Source organism: Hungatella sp. L36 (assembly GCF_014288035.1).
On record NZ_JACOPC010000003.1, the window covers coordinates 533,754 to 551,129 of the forward strand.

The following is a 17,376-nucleotide window of genomic DNA, read 5'->3' on the forward strand; positions in this document are numbered from 1 at the left end:
CATGAAATCCTGTATAATTATATTGTTTTACACAGGGACACAGAAGGGGATTCGTATTTTTTCTGTTTCTATCATATCATATATTTCGGAAGAAGGGGTCTAAAAATTATGAAACAATTACTGCACTTTGACAGTATAAGAAAAAAGGTCATTTTTTTAGACTTGATCGTTGTTTTTCCGCTGTTCATCTTATTCTGTATTTTAATGAGCTATATATTTGAAGACGGCAATTACAAACTGAACTACAGCAAGCTGGACCTTCTGGAAGAAAAATGCAGCAATATTGCGAACAGGAATACAGAGATCATAAAAATATCGGTAGGCATGTATCTGGATCCTGAGATTAACCGTCTGATCTCGAAGAGGAACAGGCTGACGGGCTATGAATATATCAGTGCACAGGACAGCATACAGAGTAAAATGCTGGAGCTGACGGAATTATTTCCGGACAGGCAGTATCAGGTGATGCTGCTCTGTAAAAATGATATGAATTTTTATCAGTCCTCTTTAAACTTGATGCAGGATGCAGTCACACTGGATATGCTGGACGAGGAAAGCTGGTATCAGGAGGCGATGGAAAAGGATGATTCCATCTATTTCCTTCCAAAGTACAGGAGCCCTGTCCTGCAGAAGCTGTTTCAGGAGGACAAGCTGTTTGCGGTTCAGAAACTGCGGAATTTAAACAGCGGAAGAGATGTCGGCATTATGATAGTGGCCATATCCCAGGACATCTGGGGGAACGTCATACTGGGCGAGGAGGATTCCGATGAGAATACCATCGTCATCGATCAGTACAGAAAAATAATATTTTCTTCCGATCCCAGAATGTATGGATATGAGGTGGAGGACAATTCGTACTATAGTCAGATAGCAAATTATACGAAGGGCTTTTTTCTGGGAAATGTGATGAACCAATACAGCCATATACGGTTTGCCAGTATTGATGGTTTGGGCTGGAAGCTGATTTCCTATGAACCATACCGCCATGGCTGGACTTCCTTTTATGTAATCCTGTTCCTCGTCCTGGGAACCGCGATGTTTCTTGTGCTCATCGTCATAGTCTTTTATAACTGCAGTTTTATCTCCCGGAGAATGGAGAAATTAAATAAAAACATCCTGGAGGTGACGAATGGGGACTTAAAGACAAGAATCCAGGATGACTATGAAATAGAGTTTCATGAAATCTGTCACAATTTTAATTATATGCTGGATCACATTGAAAATCTGATGAAGCAGCTGGAGATAGAAGAGGAAGAAAAGCATGCCCTGGAGATCCAGGCTTTGCAGGCACAGATTAATCCGCATTTCTTTTATAATACGCTGGTGACCATCCGGTTTATGATTCAGATGGAGGAATATAATGAGGCAGACAGAGCACTGCTTGCCTTTTCTAAATTGCTGAGAAAATCCTTTGTGAATTCCCAGAAGATCATTCCGATCAAGGAAGAACTGGCCATGGCGGAGGATTATCTGGAATTAATGAAGCTCCGCTATCGCGATAAATTTCAATGGAAAATACTCGCGGCGGAAGACGTAGTGGAATTGGGGATTCTGAAGAACGTCATCCAGCCGTTGGTCGAAAACAGCATCTCTCACGGCTTTAACATGAAAGACGGCATGGGCCATATCGTCATATGCGCATACCGGATAAAGGAAAATGTCGTAATCGAGGTGGAAGACGACGGTGTGGGGGTAGACCTGGAAAAGATAAATAACAGCATACATAATCAGCAGACCGTGAAGGCCAGAGATCAGCTGAACGGAATCGGGCTTTCCAATATTCAAATGAGAATTTTACGGAATTTCGGCAATCAATATGGACTGAGTGTAGAGGTGAATTCATCGGGCGGCGTTACCTTCCGGATGAAGATACCTGTCATTAATATGGAGGGGGCAAACAGTTGAATATCGTAATTGCAGATGACGAAGAGATCATCTTAAAATGGATGAAAAAGAATATCGAAGCGCTGTCGCCGGAGCATCATGTGATCGAAGCCTGTATCAATGGAATGCAGGTACTGAATTGCTGCCTGAACCATCAGGTCGATGTGCTGTTTACCGATATACGTATGCCGATCATGGACGGGATGGAGCTGCTGAAGAAGCTGAATCAGAATCATGTCCTGCCTTATACGGTTGTCCTGAGCGCGTATGATGACTTTTCTTATGCAAGGGACTGCCTGAAGCTGGGGGTGAGTGAGTTTCTCTTAAAGTCTGAGATTACGAAGGATGAACTGGAAGCCTGCCTGCAGACCGCGAAGGAACGGATCAGGAATCAGGGGGCGGCGGAGACCAAACAATCATCTCCCGCCCGGGAGATGGAAAAGGTTCTGCTGCAGTGCTTTAAAGAACCGGACTATATTTCCAGGGATATCTTAAAACAGGTCTGGAATACCTGCTGTGAGATAAAAGGGAGGTATGCAGTGATCATCTTCCGCGATACCGATCGGATATCGAATCAGGAACAGCTTAAGGAGATTCTGCCATTTGCCTTTCAGGAGGAGAAGAGGGTGATCTACTGGCTGCCAAAGAATGAGCGGGAGATCCTTGTACTTACGGAAATGAATCATGACAACCCTCAGAAGCTTACGGAAAAAATATATGAGACGATCGCCTCCTTCGGCGGCAGCAATATGTATGTCAGCAGCTCAGACACCGGTAAAACGGTGGAAGAACTGGAGGCATTATATCAGCATTCACAGGAGGTTCTGACCTATCAGCTGTTTTACAGGCACATGGGCGGACTGAATTATGAAACGATGAAGAACCGGATCAGTCATATAGAGGCTGGACTGGAAGCGAAGTTTGAAAAACTGGAGCTTCTGATCAACAGCCGGGCCTGGAGCAGCATAGTCGAGGAAATGGAAGCGATATTCGATTATGCGGGGAAAACGGAGCCGGATGTATCCTGCATCAGAAGGCTGTTTCTAAATACCTTACTGAATCTGTACTGGAGTCATCTGGAGGATGCGGACAGAAGAGTGTTTTCGATCGATAAGATCATTGAAGTGACACACTGCACCGATATTGGCCAGCTTGAAACAAAGGTTTTGACGCAGGCGGAAGAAATCCTCCGGGTATTGATCGGCAAACAGAAGAAATACAGTGAGGCTGTATTTCTGATCATGCAGTATATGGAAGAACGGTATGCAGACTCCATTACACTCGATGAGCTTGCAAACCATGTTCATATGAACCGCAGCTATATCTCCCATCTCTTCAAAAAAGAGACTGGCAGGAATATTAATACCTATCTGTTAGAGCTTCGAATGGAAAAAGCGAAAATTCTTTTAAAGAACAGTAACCATAATATTCAGGATATCTGCTGTCAGATCGGGATCCCGGATTCGGCCTACTTTAGTAAGGTATTTAAAAAGTATGCCGGTATGACACCGATCGAATTCAGACGCATCAGCAATGAAAACTGATGCGTCTTTTTATTTCAAAAAACAACAAAGTATAAACTGTATAAAAGTGCCAAATAAATTACAAAAAGATCAAAATATATTTAAAATATGTAAGAGATACTGCGAAAACAAGATAGAAAATAGTAAAAAAGATACAAAAAGACAAACATAGGACAGAAACGGATATACATAGTACATAGAAAAATAGCGCAAAATCAGTATAATATAGTTATCAAGTTCCTGGAGTACAACAACCATAAACAAAAGGAGAGGGAAGTTATGAGAAGAAATTGGAAAGTTATCTTAAGCGCAGCAGCAGTCAGCTGTATGGTGTTGTCTTTGGCCGCCTGTGGAGGCGGTAATGAAGACCTGGTTTCCGATGCAGGGAAGGATACCAGTGATGAAAATGTAAAGCTGGTCTTTCTCAGGGCAGGAACCGAAGATTATAAGAAGGATGCCTTTACTCAGATGATAGAAGGGTTTGAAGCGAAGTATCCGAATTATACGGTAGAGTATCAGGAAGCTCCCTGGGGAGATGATTTTGAGACAAAACTGAACACCGGATTTGCTTCCGGCACGGCACCGGACGTCATTCACTACTCCCTGGCATCGATCGGTGCGAGAGTACCCATGGGGCAGTATGAGTGCCTCGACTCGTATGCCGAAGGCTGGGAGGGCATGGAAGATATGTATGACAGCGTAAAAGAAGCCGGAAGTATCGGCGGAAAGCTTTACGGTGTCCCGTACACGCCGGATGCACGAATGTTTGCGATCAATACAGAGTTATTTGAAAAGGCCGGGCTCGATCCGGATTCACCGCCTTCCAACTGGGATGAGCTGTTGGAGGCCCATAAAAAACTTATGGTAAAGGATTCCTCCGGCAATGTAATCCAGTGCGGCTATGGAATTCCCACCAGCGGAAGAAATATCAATCAATACCTGGAAATATTTATTGTTCAGAACGGCCTGAATAATCTTGTGGATGAAGCGAGCAATGAAATCCTGTTTAACAAACCGGAAGCAGTCGAGGCGATGGATTTCATGAAGCAGTTAAAGGATGCCGGTCTGGTGGACTGGAATAACACGCAGAAGGATCAGAATCCTTTCTACAATGGAACGGCGGCCATGACGGTTATTTCTGAAAATGAGTTTAATAATATCAACACAGGAGATCTGGAAGGAAAGATCAAGCTCGTTCCCATGTTTTCCAAGGCAAACAGCGGTACCTTCTGCGGGATGCATTTTATGTTTATGAATGCGAACTCCAAGAATAAAGAGGCTGCCTGGAAATTAATTGAGTACATGAGCAGCAAGGAGTCGATGCAGATCTGGATGGATACGGCAAAGACGGCTCCCGTAAGGTCCTCTTTGGAAGAGGCGTATCTGAAAAAGAATCCGGTAAATGGACCGATGATTATGGAAGCAATAGAAATTGGTAAAGGATCGCCCAAGGTTCCGTACTTTAACAGTGTATTTACTTATGTGGACGATGCCATGGAACAGGTATTCTATGGACAATTATCGCCTCAGGATGCGCTTAATGCAGCTGCGGAAAAGGTGCAGGAGGAAATTGATAATCAATAACTGCGGCAATGCGGTCTGTTTGATAAGAATAGGCCGCATTACTTATTCCCGCAGGCAGCAAGTCAGGTGTCCGGATGACCGGACCTTTTATCAGGAAGAAATGAGGAGAGAGGAAAGATGGCTGGAAAAAAAGTAAGAAAAAACACACGCAGCGATAAAGAGGCGTATATCATGATATTGCCCGCTTATCTGATTTTTACTATTTTCATTCTGGTTCCGATCGGCATGGTACTGTTTTACAGCCTGACCGATTTCAATATGTACCAGATTCCCGCTTTTTTAGGTTTGAAGAATTATAGTAAGCTGTTTCATGATTCGGAGTTTCTCGCATCGGTTGGAAATACACTGCTGTATACGGTTGTAACGCTGACCATTCAGCTGGTATTGGGGCTCTTGCTGGCGGTACTGCTTTATCGGGAATCCAGGGCAGTTCCTTTTTTCCGGACAGCTCTTTACATGCCTAATATCATGTCCATGGTGTGCGTATCCATGGTATGGCTGTGGCTGTATAATCCCAACTTCGGCCTTCTCAACAGCTTTTTAAAGCTTATCGGCATACCGGCCCAGCAGTGGCTCATTAATCCGAATCAGGCAATGCTCTGCATAATTATGATTGGAATCTGGAAGAACTGCGGATATTCCATGGTCATCTTCCTGGGAGGGCTTACCGGCATTCCCCAATCCCTATATGAGGCAGCAGAGCTCGATGGCGCAGGCGTTTTCCATAAGTTTCTCTACATTACGTGGCCGATGCTGTATCCTACGACCTTTTTCCTGCTCGTAACAGGAATCGTAAACAGCTTTGCAGTGTTTGAACAGGTAAATATCATGACGAACGGCGGGCCTTTAAACAGAACAACGACGATCGTCCATCAAATATACAGGAGAGGTTTTCTGGAGTTTAAAATGGGATATGCGAGTGCCATGGCGGTTCTGCTCCTGGTGTTTTCTTTAATCGTTACCATGATGGTATTTAAGTTTGGCAATAAAGGTCAGGATGTGGATGTTTCATAGGAGGAGCGAAGATGAAAAGGAAAAAAAGGTTACATATGATCTGGATAGTCTGTATGGCAGTGGTTTCTTGGATTATCCTGCTTCCGATTCTTGTAATGATTTTAACTTCATTTAAAACAACAGGGGAGATTAACTCGGCGGTATTTCATTTCCTGCCGGAGTCGATGAATCTTGATAATTATAAGGCGGCGATGTCCACCGGAAGCTGGCTGATCTATTTTAGAAATTCCCTGGTCATCACCCTGGTCAGCATTGTATTCTCGCTGTTGTTTAATTCCGTCGCTGGGTATGCGTTTGCCCGGCTGCATTTTAAAGGATCGAAGGTACTGTTTACACTGCTGCTGGTCGGCCTCATGATGCCGCCGCAGGTAACGATGCTGCCTACGTTCCTGATTATGGCGAGATTTCCGCTGATCGGTGGAAATGATATTCTGGGATTTGGCGGTTCGGGATTAATGAATACGTTTCCCGGCGTGATTATTCCATTGGTATCGGGGTCCTTCGGCGTCTTCCTGTCGAAGCAGTTTTACGAGAATTTTCCCAGATCCCTCGATGAAGCCGCCATGCTTGACGGGGCCGGTAAATGGAAAACGTATTTCTATATCTACCTTCCCAATTCAAAGGTTATTCTTGCAACCCTGGCGCTGTTAAAGGGATCGTCAGTCTGGAACGATTACTTATGGCCTTTGGTCATGACAAATTCAGTCAATATGAGAACCGTACAGCTGGCGCTTACCATGTTCCGGGATGAGAGCACGGTGCGCTGGGGCCCCATGATGGCGGCGGCAACGTTAATCTCGCTTCCGATGATTCTGTTATTCCTGTGTGCACAGAAGTATTTTGTACAGGGAGTTGTTTCGACTGGAATTAAGTAGCAGCAGAGAGGAGTACAGGGATGAAAAGACCCAATATTATTGTATATTTTTCGGATCAGCAGCGCTGGGATACGCTGGGGTGTTATGGACAGCCGCTTTTGGTTTCCCCCAATCTCGACAGACTGGCAAAGGAGGGCGTGAAATTTGAAAATGCCTTTACCTGCCAGCCGGTTTGCGGTCCTGCGCGTTCCTGCCTGCAGAGCGGTAAATATGCGACACAGGTAAACTGCCATAGAAATGCGCTGGCATTGCCGCAGGATATAAAAACGCTGGCCGATTATTTCCACGAATCCGGTTATGAGACGGCTTACGTGGGTAAATGGCATCTGGCCTCAAACAGAAGCAGCTATACGGCGCCATTCGATGAGGAAAACTACGAGACCCGGGCGATTCCTCCGGAACGCAGGGGCGGGTATCGGGATTATTGGATGGCGGCCGATGTTCTGGAGGCGACCTCCCATGGATACGATGGATATGTGTTTGACCGAGAAGGGAAAAAATGTGAGTTTATCGGTTACCGCGCGGATTCCATTAATAATTATGCGATTCATTACCTCCACCAGTATGATGGGAAGAAACCATTTTTTCTGTTTATTTCTCAAATCGAGCCTCACCATCAGAACGATCACGGCCGGTTTGAGGCGCCGGATGGCGCGCGAGAGAAGTTTACCGGCTATGAGCTGCCGGCTGACATTCCTGCGGATAAGGGGGACTGGAAGGAACATTACCCGGACTATTTAGGCCAGTGTCACAGCCTGGATGAAAATGTCGGGCGGCTTGTCGATACACTGAAGGCGAGGGGATTGTGGGAGAATACGATCCTGTTTTACACATCAGACCATGGCTGCCATTTCTGCACGAGGAACAGCGAGTATAAGCGCTCCTGTCATGAGGCAAGCATCCATATTCCGATGCTTGCTGTGGGCGGACCGTTTCAAGGCGGCAGAACCATCACGGAGCTGGTCAGTCTTATTGATTTGCCGGTGACGCTGCTTGACTGCGCAGGTATAAAGAAACCGGAGGATTTTCAGGGAAATTCGCTGAAATCCCTTGCCGATGGGACCTCAAAAGGCTGGTATGACTGTGTGTTTATACAGATCAGTGAAAGCGAGGTCGGCAGAGCAATCCGGACCGGTCAGTGGAAATACGCAGTCGCTGCGGATGCGGATGGCTGGAGCTGCCCGGGGGCGGACGTCTATTATGAACAGTACCTGTTTGATTTAGAGCACGATCCGGCGGAATGCTGCAACCTGGCGGGAGACCCTGCCTGTGAACCGGTAAGAAGGGTGCTGCGTGAGAAGCTCCTGCTTTGTATGGAACGGGCTGGGGAGAAGAGACCGGAGATTCGTCCTTTTCGAGAGGGCTGAAAGGAGGAACTGAGATGAAAGCAATCATGGTAATGTTTGATTCCTTAAACCGCAGATTTCTTGAGCCGTATGGCTGTCAGGAGACAATCACTCCGAATTTTCTCAGACTGGCACAGAAAACCGTGCGGTTTGAGAACAGCTACGCCGGAAGTCTGCCCTGTATTCCTGCAAGGAGAGAGCTGCACACGGGCCGGTATAATTTTTTGCACCGGTCCTGGGGGCCTATGGAGCCTTTTGACGATTCCATGCCGGGAATCCTGCGGGGGCATGGGATCCATAGCCATCTGGTCAGCGATCACGGCCATTATTGGGAATGCGGAGGCGCAACGTATCACACTCAATATACGACATGGGAAAATATACGGGGACAGGAGGGAGATCCCTGGGCTCCCGTGGTTGGAGGCGCAGAGGACGCGGACCCGAATTTTGCCGCATTTACAGAAGGGCTGCGCAGCGGACTGTACAGGCAGAACCTGGCGAACCGGACAAGAGTGACCGGAAAAGACCAGTACCCATTGGTGAAGACCTTTGACCAGGGCCTTGAATTCCTGAGAGAAAATGAGGGAAAGGATTCCTTCTTTTTACAGATAGAGTCATTTTCCCCCCATGAGCCTTTTATGGCGAGCGGGGAGTTTAAGGCTATGTATCCCGGGAAAACAAAAGGTAAAAAGTATGAGTGGCCGGATTACGCGCCGGTAAAGGAATCCGCAGAGGAAGCAGACGAGATTAAGTACTCCTATTTCGCCGACTTAACAATGTGTGATGAGCAGTTAGGCCGTCTGCTGGATTACATGGACGAAAAGAATCTGTGGGAAGATACGATGGTTATCGTCAATACGGATCATGGATATATGCTGGGAGAACACGGGTATTGGGCCAAAAATTATATGCTCTGCTACGATGAGATTGTCCATACGCCGCTGTTTATCTGGGATCCAAGATTCCCAGAATCCGCCGGAACGAGCAGAGCGGCGCTTGTGCAAACCATAGATCTGCCGGTTACGATTCTGCAGTTTTTCGGTATCGATCCTGCCGCAGATATGCAGGGGCAGGACATTTCCCGGATCATAAAGGAGGACAAAGGCAGCCGGACGTGCGGGCTGTTCGGAATATTCGGGGCCCATCTGTGCTGTACGGATGGAAGATACGTGTATATGAGGGCGCCTCGAAATCTGGAAGCTCCCCTTCATGAGTATACGTTAATGCCAACCCATATGATGACGTTCTTTACGACGAAAGAGTTGGAGTCGATGGAACGCCACGAGGCCTTTTCCTTTACGAAAAATTGTCCCGTTATGCAGATTGATGCAGATCCGGCAGTCCGGTGTATGGAGGAGGGGGACTATCTGTTTGACTTACAGAATGATCCGGGGCAGGAGCATCCGATTGTATCGGAAGAGATAACGGGCGAAATGGGGCGGACCATGTACCGGCTTATGAGGCTTAACGATGCTCCGGAGGAGCTGTATTTAAGATTCGGTTTTGCCTGAGGGGAGGAACCGGCTGCCAGGCGCAGACGGGCAGATGGCTGTCTTAAACCAGACTTCGAAACATCCCCATAAGGTCAAGTCTTCCGTAACCCCAGGTGCGATTGGGATAGTCCATACTGGCATCTCTGACTGCCCCGCGGATGAGCAGCCGGTTAATATCCCTGCCGGAAATGGTCGTATAATGGCCTTTTAAGACGTTCCATTCCAGGATCAGGGCCATAATACCGGCGGTGTGGGCGGCTGCGGCGCCTGTGCCGGTGGCACTGCCATAGCCGTCCTTTAGGTTTGGACCTTTCAGCATGAATCCGGGAGCTGCAATGTCAGGATTGATGGTTCCGTTGGCAGAAAAACCTCTGCTGGAAGCGATTAACATGCCGTTATTCAGCTGATTGTACGCGGTTACCGTAACTGAATTGTTGGAATTACCGGGTGAGGTAATGGTGGTATAGGGATCGGAGTCCAGGAAAAATGTATTGTTGGTAATGATGTTTCCGGATGGCAGCCACGCATTGAAATGGGAAGTTATATTCGTGGTATTAAAAACCTGTATTTTCCAAATACCGCTCATTGCATTTGAAAATCGGAGTAAGATCAGCTGTTCACCGGACTCCTCTTCGACGATAATATTATTGATGTAAACGGTGGAATTGCTGAATATAAAATTATGCTCAATGCAGCTCCTTAATTGCGGAGGGACAACCGCGGTCTGTTCACCATTCGGCGACAGAATCTTAACATCAAGCCTTCCAGGTGAATTCTGCCATATCTCCATGGAAAACTGTCTGTCAAGTTCCCCTACTCTGAGTTCGATTTCCTTATAAGATTCTTCATTAAAAATAACCCCGTTGTAATGCCTACGCTTATTTCCTTCGTTGCCGGCGGCCACGCAGACACTTGTTCGGGGAATGACCGATAAGTTATCCAGATAGGAGGTTAGTGCGCTGTGCCCTTCATGGCTCCCCTGGCTGGATCCCAGTCCCACACAGAGGACTACCGGGCGCTTAAGCTGATTGGCAACCTTTTTAATATATTCGATACCAATCAGGATATTTGATTCCGGATAACAGATGACGTTGTCCGGAATGCGAAAGACGGCGCGGTTAAAAGCTTTTGCCTGGGCCAGCTTCACGACAACGAGTTCCGTCTTAGGGGCAGCCCCTCGGAAATTCTGTGATTCATCCAAACTGCCGGCAGCAATTCCGGCCAGCATGGTGCCGTGACCGATCTCGTCGGTGCTGGGAACAAGGGAGAGGGGATTGGGATCCGTCAGGGCCAGATTGATCATATCATTATCATACTCGGACCCAAACGGGATATCGGAACGGATTCCGCCGTTCTCGATTGTCTGATCCCAGATGGACAGGATTCTCGATGAACCGTCAGGATTTAAAAAGGCCGGGTGCTGATAATGGATGCCTGTGTCTATGAAGCCTATTAGCACCCCCTGTCCGAAAAGGTCGAAATTGGGGTTGCTCTGAATCGGAGAGACCCCGGAGCTTTCCAGTGAAATCTCAGAGCATAAAGAATAAATGGTCGGGAATACATGGTAGGGCTTTGCTCCCAGGTAACACATATCAAGCGTTTCCTGCGGTGAATGTAAAATGGAATATCTGTCATTGATTCTCGTGATATCGTAATCATGTTTGAGATTTTCCGCCAGATTGTTTTCAATCATCAAATCAATATAACCTTCATCTAATGCTTTATGCATGGAATCACCTCGCTCTTTACACGGTTATTTGTACCTGTTATTAACTTATATTCCCGGAGATTTGATTGAATGCACGGGATTTTGATGATAGGGTGCTGAGGCGGAAAGTCCGGGAATTATTTCAGCCGGATATTCAAGGAGGTCATGGGCGTCAATTTTATCGACTATGTCACCAGGCTCCGGGTGGAGAAGGCCAGAAGCCTGTATATGAACACGGACATGAAAATCTATGAGATTGCAGAGCTGGTGGGATATTCCGACTGGCATTATCTCTACAGCGTCTATAAAAAGCAGCTGGGACATTCGATGTCAAAAGAAAAGAGGAGAAAGAACCCATAAAATGGTGCTTTCTCCTCTTTTCTTCCGTCCTCTCCCTACAATTCGGGAGCAGTGTCATTGATGGACTTAACCTTTGAGATATCGATATCCTTGACCGAGAAGGACAATTGAAAGGCAGCGTCCGTGCCCGCAAGGAAAAATGTGGTGGTCCCCGGCTGTAAAGTGATTGTCTCCTCCCCGTACGTCTTGTCTTCCGTATCCGCAAGGAGAACCGTGCTGTCATCCGGTGTGCGGTAAGAGAGTGTAATGTCCCCTTTATTTCTGGTCAGTGTGTAGGTGAGAGAAACAGTATCTTCCTCAGAGACATCAATTATTAAAAAATCGGCGTCGGTAATGTTTAAGTAGGCGTCAGCTTTTACGACGATGGAGCGGTCCGTATGTGTGACATTCAGTGAATGGAAGATGCTGGTCTGAGCATCGATTAAATGATTCGGATCAGTGGCACAGGCGGTTATTGAGAGACAGAATATGATAAGTATTGTAAAGAGTGCGGTGCGCTTCATGGTAAATCCCCCTTTCCTGGTTTTCCCGTTTGTCTGTAATATGAGAATAACAGATTGAAAGGAAAAAACAGAGCATAATTTTCTTAATAATTTCTAAAAGGATCTGTATTACAAGAATTGAATCTTGTATTTTATCTTATACGAGATATAATAAAGGAACGAAACAATGATCTGTTTCCTTTTTCAGCCGAATCACAGCGGCTGAGTTTCATTCGGTTCTTTATGTTGTTTTACCATGGAGAATCGTCCTGGCGTTTCAGCCACAATTTCTCAAGTATTCTAATATCAAATTACAGGGGGAGGTCTGCCTATGACGAACAATTAGGTTTACATAAAAACAATGTTTTTTTATTGCAACTACAGATAGAATCATTTATAATGGAGGTAGGAAGATGCAGCAGATCAACATAAACAGAAACTATAAAGACAGATTGTTCCGGCTGGCCTTTCAGGAGAAAGAGGATTTGCTGGATTTGTATAACGCTGTAAGCGGCAGACAGTATACGAATCCGGAAGATATTATAATTACCACACTTGCAGACGCGATTTATCTGGGGATGAAAAATGATATATCCTTTCTGGTATCGGACGTACTTAATTTATATGAACACCAGAGCAGCTTTAACCCTAATATGCCTGTTCGCGGGCTGAATTATTTTGCAGACACCTACCGGGAATATATTGAAATAAACGGACTGGATATTTATGGAGAAAAGCTGATCCGCCTTCCGATGCCACAGTATATCGTCTTTTACAATGGGATGAAGGAGGAACCGGACCGGGTGGAACTTCGGCTTTCGGATGCATTTTTGTGTCAGAATCCAGAGGAAAATGGTTGTCTGGAATGCAGGGCGACTATGATTAATATTAATTATGGCCATAATGAGGAACTGATGGACCGCTGTAAGCGGCTGAAAGATTATGCAGTGTTTGTGAACCGTATCAGGGAAAATGAAAGGAGAGGCATGGCTCTTAATGAAGCGGTAGAGCTGGCGGTTAATTCCTGTATCAATGAGGGGATACTTGCAGACATTCTGAAAAAGAACAGAGCGGAGGTATGCAATTTGATTCTATATGAATATGATGAGCAGAAGCAACTGGCGATTGCTCGGGAAGGCGCTAAGAAAGCGGGAAGAGAAGAAGGAAGAGAAGAAGGAAGAGAACAAGGAATAGCACAAGGCCGTGAGGCGGAAAAAGTAATGGTTATCCGTAATATGGCCGCTAAAGGGCTTGATCCTCGATCAATTGCGGACATGCTGAATACGGAGGAACCTTACATAAAAAACGTTTTGAATCTGCTGGCAGAGAAGGTCGGGAAAACGGATTTAGAAATTGCCGGAATTCTGTTGAACAGAAACAAAACAGGTAAGAATCCCTAAAATTAGGAATTAATAGAAATTTATAAAAAAACCAGGAAAGCGGCTTCTAACTATAGTTGCTTTCCTGGTTTGTATAAGGCTTTTTGGGAGAAACAAATTTTTATAAAATTGCTGCTTTCATTTCCCTGACGTACTCGCACACTGGACCAACGCAGTCTTTTCCATATTTCGCCACCATCCGGACGATTGCGCTTCCGACGATGACGCCGTCGGCGTGTTCACTCATCTTCCTGGCCTGCTCCGGCGTGGAGATTCCGAAGCCGATGGCACACGGGATGGGCTGCGCCTCTTTTACCAAGGAAACCATCTCACCGATGTTGGTAGTGATCTCCGTTCTGACCCCGGTAACACCCATGGAGGAGACACAGTAGACGAAGCCCTCGGCCTCCTTCGCAATGGCGCGGATTCTCTCCTTCGATGTGGGGGCAATGAGGGAGATCAGTTCTAAGCCGTACTGATGGCAGAGCGGGAGCAGCTCGCCCTTCTCCTCGTAAGGCATATCCGGGACGATCAGCGCGTCGATGCCGGTTTCTGCCGCTGTGCGGATGAATTTCTCACTTCCGTAGACGAAGATCGGGTTAATATAGGTCATAAATGCCAGCGGTACATCTGTCTTCTCACGGATCCGTTTCACCATATCGAAAATCTTATCGGTGGTGGTGCCGGAAGCCAGCGCCCGTATGTCCGCCTCCTGTATGACGATTCCCTCGGCCACCGGGTCGGAGAACGGGATACCGATTTCTATTAGATCCGCGCCGGCGCCGGCCATGGCAACAATCAGCTCTTCCGTGACAGCAAGCTCCGGGTCTCCGGCAGTGACAAACGGGATAAATGCCTTACCATCTGCAAATGCGTCTTTTACTCTACTCATAGATTTCTACCCCCTTATATCTGGCGATTGCCGCCACATCTTTGTCTCCGCGGCCGGAGAGATTGATGACGATTACCTGATCTTTTCCCATGGTCGGAGCGATTTTTCTTGCGTAAGCTACCGCGTGGGCGCTTTCGATGGCCGGGATAATTCCCTCCATCCGGGATAAGTACTCGAATGCATCTACTGCCTCATCGTCGGTGACGGGGACGTACTGAGCCCGGCCGGTGTCGTGCAGGGAAGCATGTTCCGGCCCGATTCCCGGATAATCCAGCCCTGCGGAGATGGAGTAGACCGGAGCGATCTGGCCGTATTCATCCTGACAGAAATAGGATTTCATGCCGTGGAAGATTCCCAGGCTGCCGGTGGCGATGGTGGCGGCATTCTTATCCGTATCGACACCGTGTCCGGCGGCTTCGCATCCCACCAGCGCAACACCCGGCTCGTCGATGAAGTCGTAGAAGAGCCCCATTGCGTTGCTGCCGCCGCCGACGCAGGCGATCAGCATGTCCGGAAGCTTTCCTTCTGCTTCCATAAGCTGGGATTTAACTTCCTTGCCGATAATGCTCTGGAAATCACGGACGATCGTGGGGAACGGATGAGGCCCCATGACGGAACCCAGCACATAGTGGGTGTCCTCCACGCGGTTCGTCCATTCACGCAGCGTTTCGTTGACGGCATCCTTTAAGGTCTGTGTGCCGCTGGTAACGGGATGGACCCTGGCGCCCAGAAGCTCCATGCGGAATACGTTTAAGGCCTGGCGGTCGGTGTCTTCCTTTCCCATGTAGACCTCACACTCCAGCCCCAGGAGCGCGGCGGCAGTAGCCGTTGCAACGCCGTGCTGGCCTGCGCCGGTCTCGGCGATGACGCGGGTCTTGCCCATCTTCTTGGCCAGAAGCGCCTGCCCCAGCGCGTTGTTGATCTTGTGGGACCCGGTATGGTTTAAATCCTCTCTCTTCAAATAGATCTTCGCACCGCCAAGATCTTCGGTCATCTTTCCAGCATAGTAGAGGAGAGAGGGCCTTCCCGTGTAGGTGCGGTTTAACTCGTCGAGTTCGGCGAGAAACGCCTCGTCGTGGATATATTTTTCATAGGCTGCTTCCAGCTCATTTACTGCGTTCATCAGCGTTTCGGGGATAAATTGTCCGCCGTGCTGTCCAAATCTTCCTTTTGACATGATTAAACACTCCTTACTGTTTGTATGATTTCCTGTATCTTTTTCGGGTCCTTCCGTCCGTCGGTCTCGACGGCACTGCTTATGTCGAGGCAGCAGGCTTCCGTGTTCAGCGCTTCTTTTATGGTGGAGGCAGAGATGCCGCCGGCCAGAAACCACGGTTTTTCGATGTGGGGGATTAGGGACCAGTCGAAACGGACTCCGCTTCCGCCATACTGATCTTTGACAAAGGTATCAAAAAGCAGGTATTCGGCCGGATAACTCACGGCCCTGCGGATATCGTCCCCATCCTTTACACGCACAGCGCGGATAATGGGAACGGAAGCGGCCAGCCTTGCCGCGGCCAGCGCCTTCTTTAAATCCTCTGCATACTGAACTGTCTCAAAGCCTTCCATATCGCCATGGAGCTGAACCGCGCCGATAATCCCCCGGCTCACGAGCCGCACGATGTCGTCGATGGGACTGTTGACAAATACTCCGACGGCCGTGATATCCGGTGATAAGAGCTTCTTTAGTCCGGCGGCCCTCATCTCACTCACATTCCGCTTGCTGGGCGCAAAGACGAAACCGATGTAGTCGGGCCGGTACTCGTTCACAGCTGCAATATCTTCCGGCCGTGTCAGGCCGCAAATCTTTATTCCCGTGTGCAACGAGCCAAACGGGCACGCTGGCGCGTCCAATTGGCGACTGCCGCGAGGGTCACAAATCCCGCTGCCCGTCTCGCTGCAAATTTGATGTCCCGTTGCCTGCAGCGGGTTTTTTAACTTACTCATGATTCAGACTCCTTCTCTTCCTTCTGTATGTCTCCCTGCATTTCTTTCCCCACACGCCTGTTTCCAGGAATCAAGTATTTTTTTCTTGTCGGCGGAACGCATTAACGTTTCGCCGATCAGTACGCCATCCACCCCGGCCTCATGGAGCAGCCGGATATCGTCCGCCGATTTTACTCCGCTTTCCGCGATGAAGAGTACGTCATCAGGCACCAGACTCCTTAATCGGATGGAATTGGAGAAATCTACTGAAAAGGTCTTTAAATTCCGGTTATTGACGCCGATGATCCGTGCGCCCGCCCGGAGAGCGGATTCGATCTCTTCCTCGTCGTGGGCCTCGACCAGCGCGCTCATCCCCAGACTGTCACATAAATGGATCCCGGTACGGAGCGTCTCTGTGTCAAGGAGGGCGCAGATCAAAAGAACTGCGGAAGCTCCGATGACCTTCGCCTCGAAAATCTGATAGGGATCGACGGTAAAATCCTTGCGAAGCAGAGGAACAGATACGTGCCGGCGGATTTCTTTCAGATATTCATTGCTTCCTAAAAAGTATTCGGGTTCCGTGAGGACGGAGATAGCGGAGGCTCCGGCGGCCTCATAATCCTTTGCGATATCCACATAGGGGAAATCGGGGGCGATCAGGCCTTTGGAGGGAGAAGCCTTCTTTACCTCGCAGATAAAGGACATTCCCGGCGCCTTTAACGCTTTTTCAAAGGAAAAGACACTTTCCTTCGTAACATTCCGCTGAACGCATGTGAGGGGGACTTCTCGTTCGGATTCGGACGCCTGCGAGGCCAGGTCCATCATGGTCGAAAGAGGGATTTTTTCTTTTGCCGCCTCCACCCGTCTGCGGGTGGAAGCAGCCAGTGTGTCTAAAATCATGAGGGGCCTC

14 protein-coding genes and 1 pseudogene are annotated in these 17,376 nt (G+C 47.9%); 9 read left to right on the forward strand and 6 right to left on the reverse strand.

What is annotated here, in order from left to right:
* The first annotated feature begins 108 nt into the window (after positions 1 to 108).
* From H8S80_RS11285 to H8S80_RS11315, 7 genes are all read left to right on the forward strand, one after another.
* A complete protein-coding gene (locus H8S80_RS11285) occupies positions 109 to 1,905 on the forward strand; it encodes a sensor histidine kinase (RefSeq protein WP_117633382.1) in 1,797 nt (598 codons plus the stop codon).
* Positions 1,902 to 3,428 (forward strand): helix-turn-helix domain-containing protein, encoded by a 1,527-nt coding sequence (locus H8S80_RS11290; RefSeq protein WP_117633381.1) that lies wholly within the window; start codon positions 1,902 to 1,904, stop codon positions 3,426 to 3,428. The genes H8S80_RS11285 and H8S80_RS11290 overlap by 4 nt, the downstream gene beginning before the upstream one ends.
* 258 nt (positions 3,429 to 3,686) lie before the next feature.
* Positions 3,687 to 4,991, forward strand: coding sequence for an ABC transporter substrate-binding protein (locus H8S80_RS11295; RefSeq protein ID WP_002602103.1), 1,305 nt, complete (start codon positions 3,687 to 3,689; stop codon positions 4,989 to 4,991).
* Positions 4,992 to 5,108: 117 nt separating this feature from the next.
* Positions 5,109 to 6,005, forward strand: a complete 897-nt coding sequence (locus H8S80_RS11300) for a carbohydrate ABC transporter permease (protein ID WP_117633380.1) — start codon at positions 5,109 to 5,111, stop codon at positions 6,003 to 6,005.
* An 11-nt stretch (positions 6,006 to 6,016) separates the two neighbouring features.
* Complete coding sequence (locus tag H8S80_RS11305; RefSeq protein WP_117633379.1) at positions 6,017 to 6,880, forward strand: carbohydrate ABC transporter permease; 864 nt, start codon at positions 6,017 to 6,019, stop codon at positions 6,878 to 6,880.
* 20 nt (positions 6,881 to 6,900) lie between these two features.
* The gene (locus H8S80_RS11310; protein ID WP_117633378.1) at positions 6,901 to 8,247 is read left to right on the forward strand and encodes a sulfatase family protein; all 1,347 of its coding nucleotides are present in this window, start codon (positions 6,901 to 6,903) and stop codon (positions 8,245 to 8,247) included.
* A gap of 14 nt (positions 8,248 to 8,261) precedes the next feature.
* The gene (locus H8S80_RS11315; protein ID WP_025530301.1) at positions 8,262 to 9,737 is read left to right on the forward strand and encodes a sulfatase; all 1,476 of its coding nucleotides are present in this window, start codon (positions 8,262 to 8,264) and stop codon (positions 9,735 to 9,737) included.
* Positions 9,738 to 9,780: 43 nt separating this feature from the next.
* Here H8S80_RS11315 and H8S80_RS11320 read toward each other — a convergent pair whose 3' ends face one another.
* Positions 9,781 to 11,448, reverse strand: coding sequence for a S8 family peptidase (locus H8S80_RS11320; protein ID WP_117633377.1), 1,668 nt, complete (start codon positions 11,446 to 11,448; stop codon positions 9,781 to 9,783).
* Between the two features lie 120 nt (positions 11,449 to 11,568).
* Here H8S80_RS11320 and H8S80_RS11325 point away from each other — a divergent pair.
* Positions 11,569 to 11,787 (forward strand): annotated as a pseudogene (locus H8S80_RS11325) (helix-turn-helix transcriptional regulator); the annotation flags it as partial.
* Between the two features lie 35 nt (positions 11,788 to 11,822).
* Here the strand turns inward: H8S80_RS11325 and H8S80_RS11330 are convergent.
* Entirely contained in the window at positions 11,823 to 12,290 is a 468-nt protein-coding gene (locus H8S80_RS11330; protein ID WP_002602110.1) for a hypothetical protein, read from the reverse strand.
* Positions 12,291 to 12,682: 392 nt separating this feature from the next.
* On the opposite strand from H8S80_RS11330, the gene H8S80_RS11335 reads away from it, so the two are divergent.
* Complete coding sequence (locus H8S80_RS11335) at positions 12,683 to 13,669, forward strand: hypothetical protein (protein ID WP_117633376.1); 987 nt, start codon at positions 12,683 to 12,685, stop codon at positions 13,667 to 13,669.
* Between the two features lie 100 nt (positions 13,670 to 13,769).
* Here H8S80_RS11335 and trpA read toward each other — a convergent pair whose 3' ends face one another.
* The 4 genes from trpA to trpC are packed head-to-tail and all read right to left on the reverse strand — an operon-like array spanning position 13,770 to position 17,366.
* Positions 13,770 to 14,540, reverse strand: coding sequence for a tryptophan synthase subunit alpha (trpA, locus tag H8S80_RS11340; protein WP_002602112.1), 771 nt, complete (start codon positions 14,538 to 14,540; stop codon positions 13,770 to 13,772).
* Positions 14,533 to 15,717 (reverse strand): tryptophan synthase subunit beta, encoded by a 1,185-nt coding sequence (trpB, locus tag H8S80_RS11345; RefSeq protein ID WP_002602113.1) that lies wholly within the window; start codon positions 15,715 to 15,717, stop codon positions 14,533 to 14,535. The genes trpA and trpB overlap by 8 nt, the downstream gene beginning before the upstream one ends.
* A gap of 2 nt (positions 15,718 to 15,719) precedes the next feature.
* A complete protein-coding gene (locus H8S80_RS11350) occupies positions 15,720 to 16,487 on the reverse strand; it encodes a phosphoribosylanthranilate isomerase (RefSeq protein ID WP_243008018.1) in 768 nt (255 codons plus the stop codon).
* Between the two features lie 3 nt (positions 16,488 to 16,490).
* Positions 16,491 to 17,366, reverse strand: a complete 876-nt coding sequence (gene trpC / locus H8S80_RS11355) for an indole-3-glycerol phosphate synthase TrpC (RefSeq protein ID WP_117633374.1) — start codon at positions 17,364 to 17,366, stop codon at positions 16,491 to 16,493.
* Between the last annotated feature and the right edge of the window lie 10 nt (positions 17,367 to 17,376).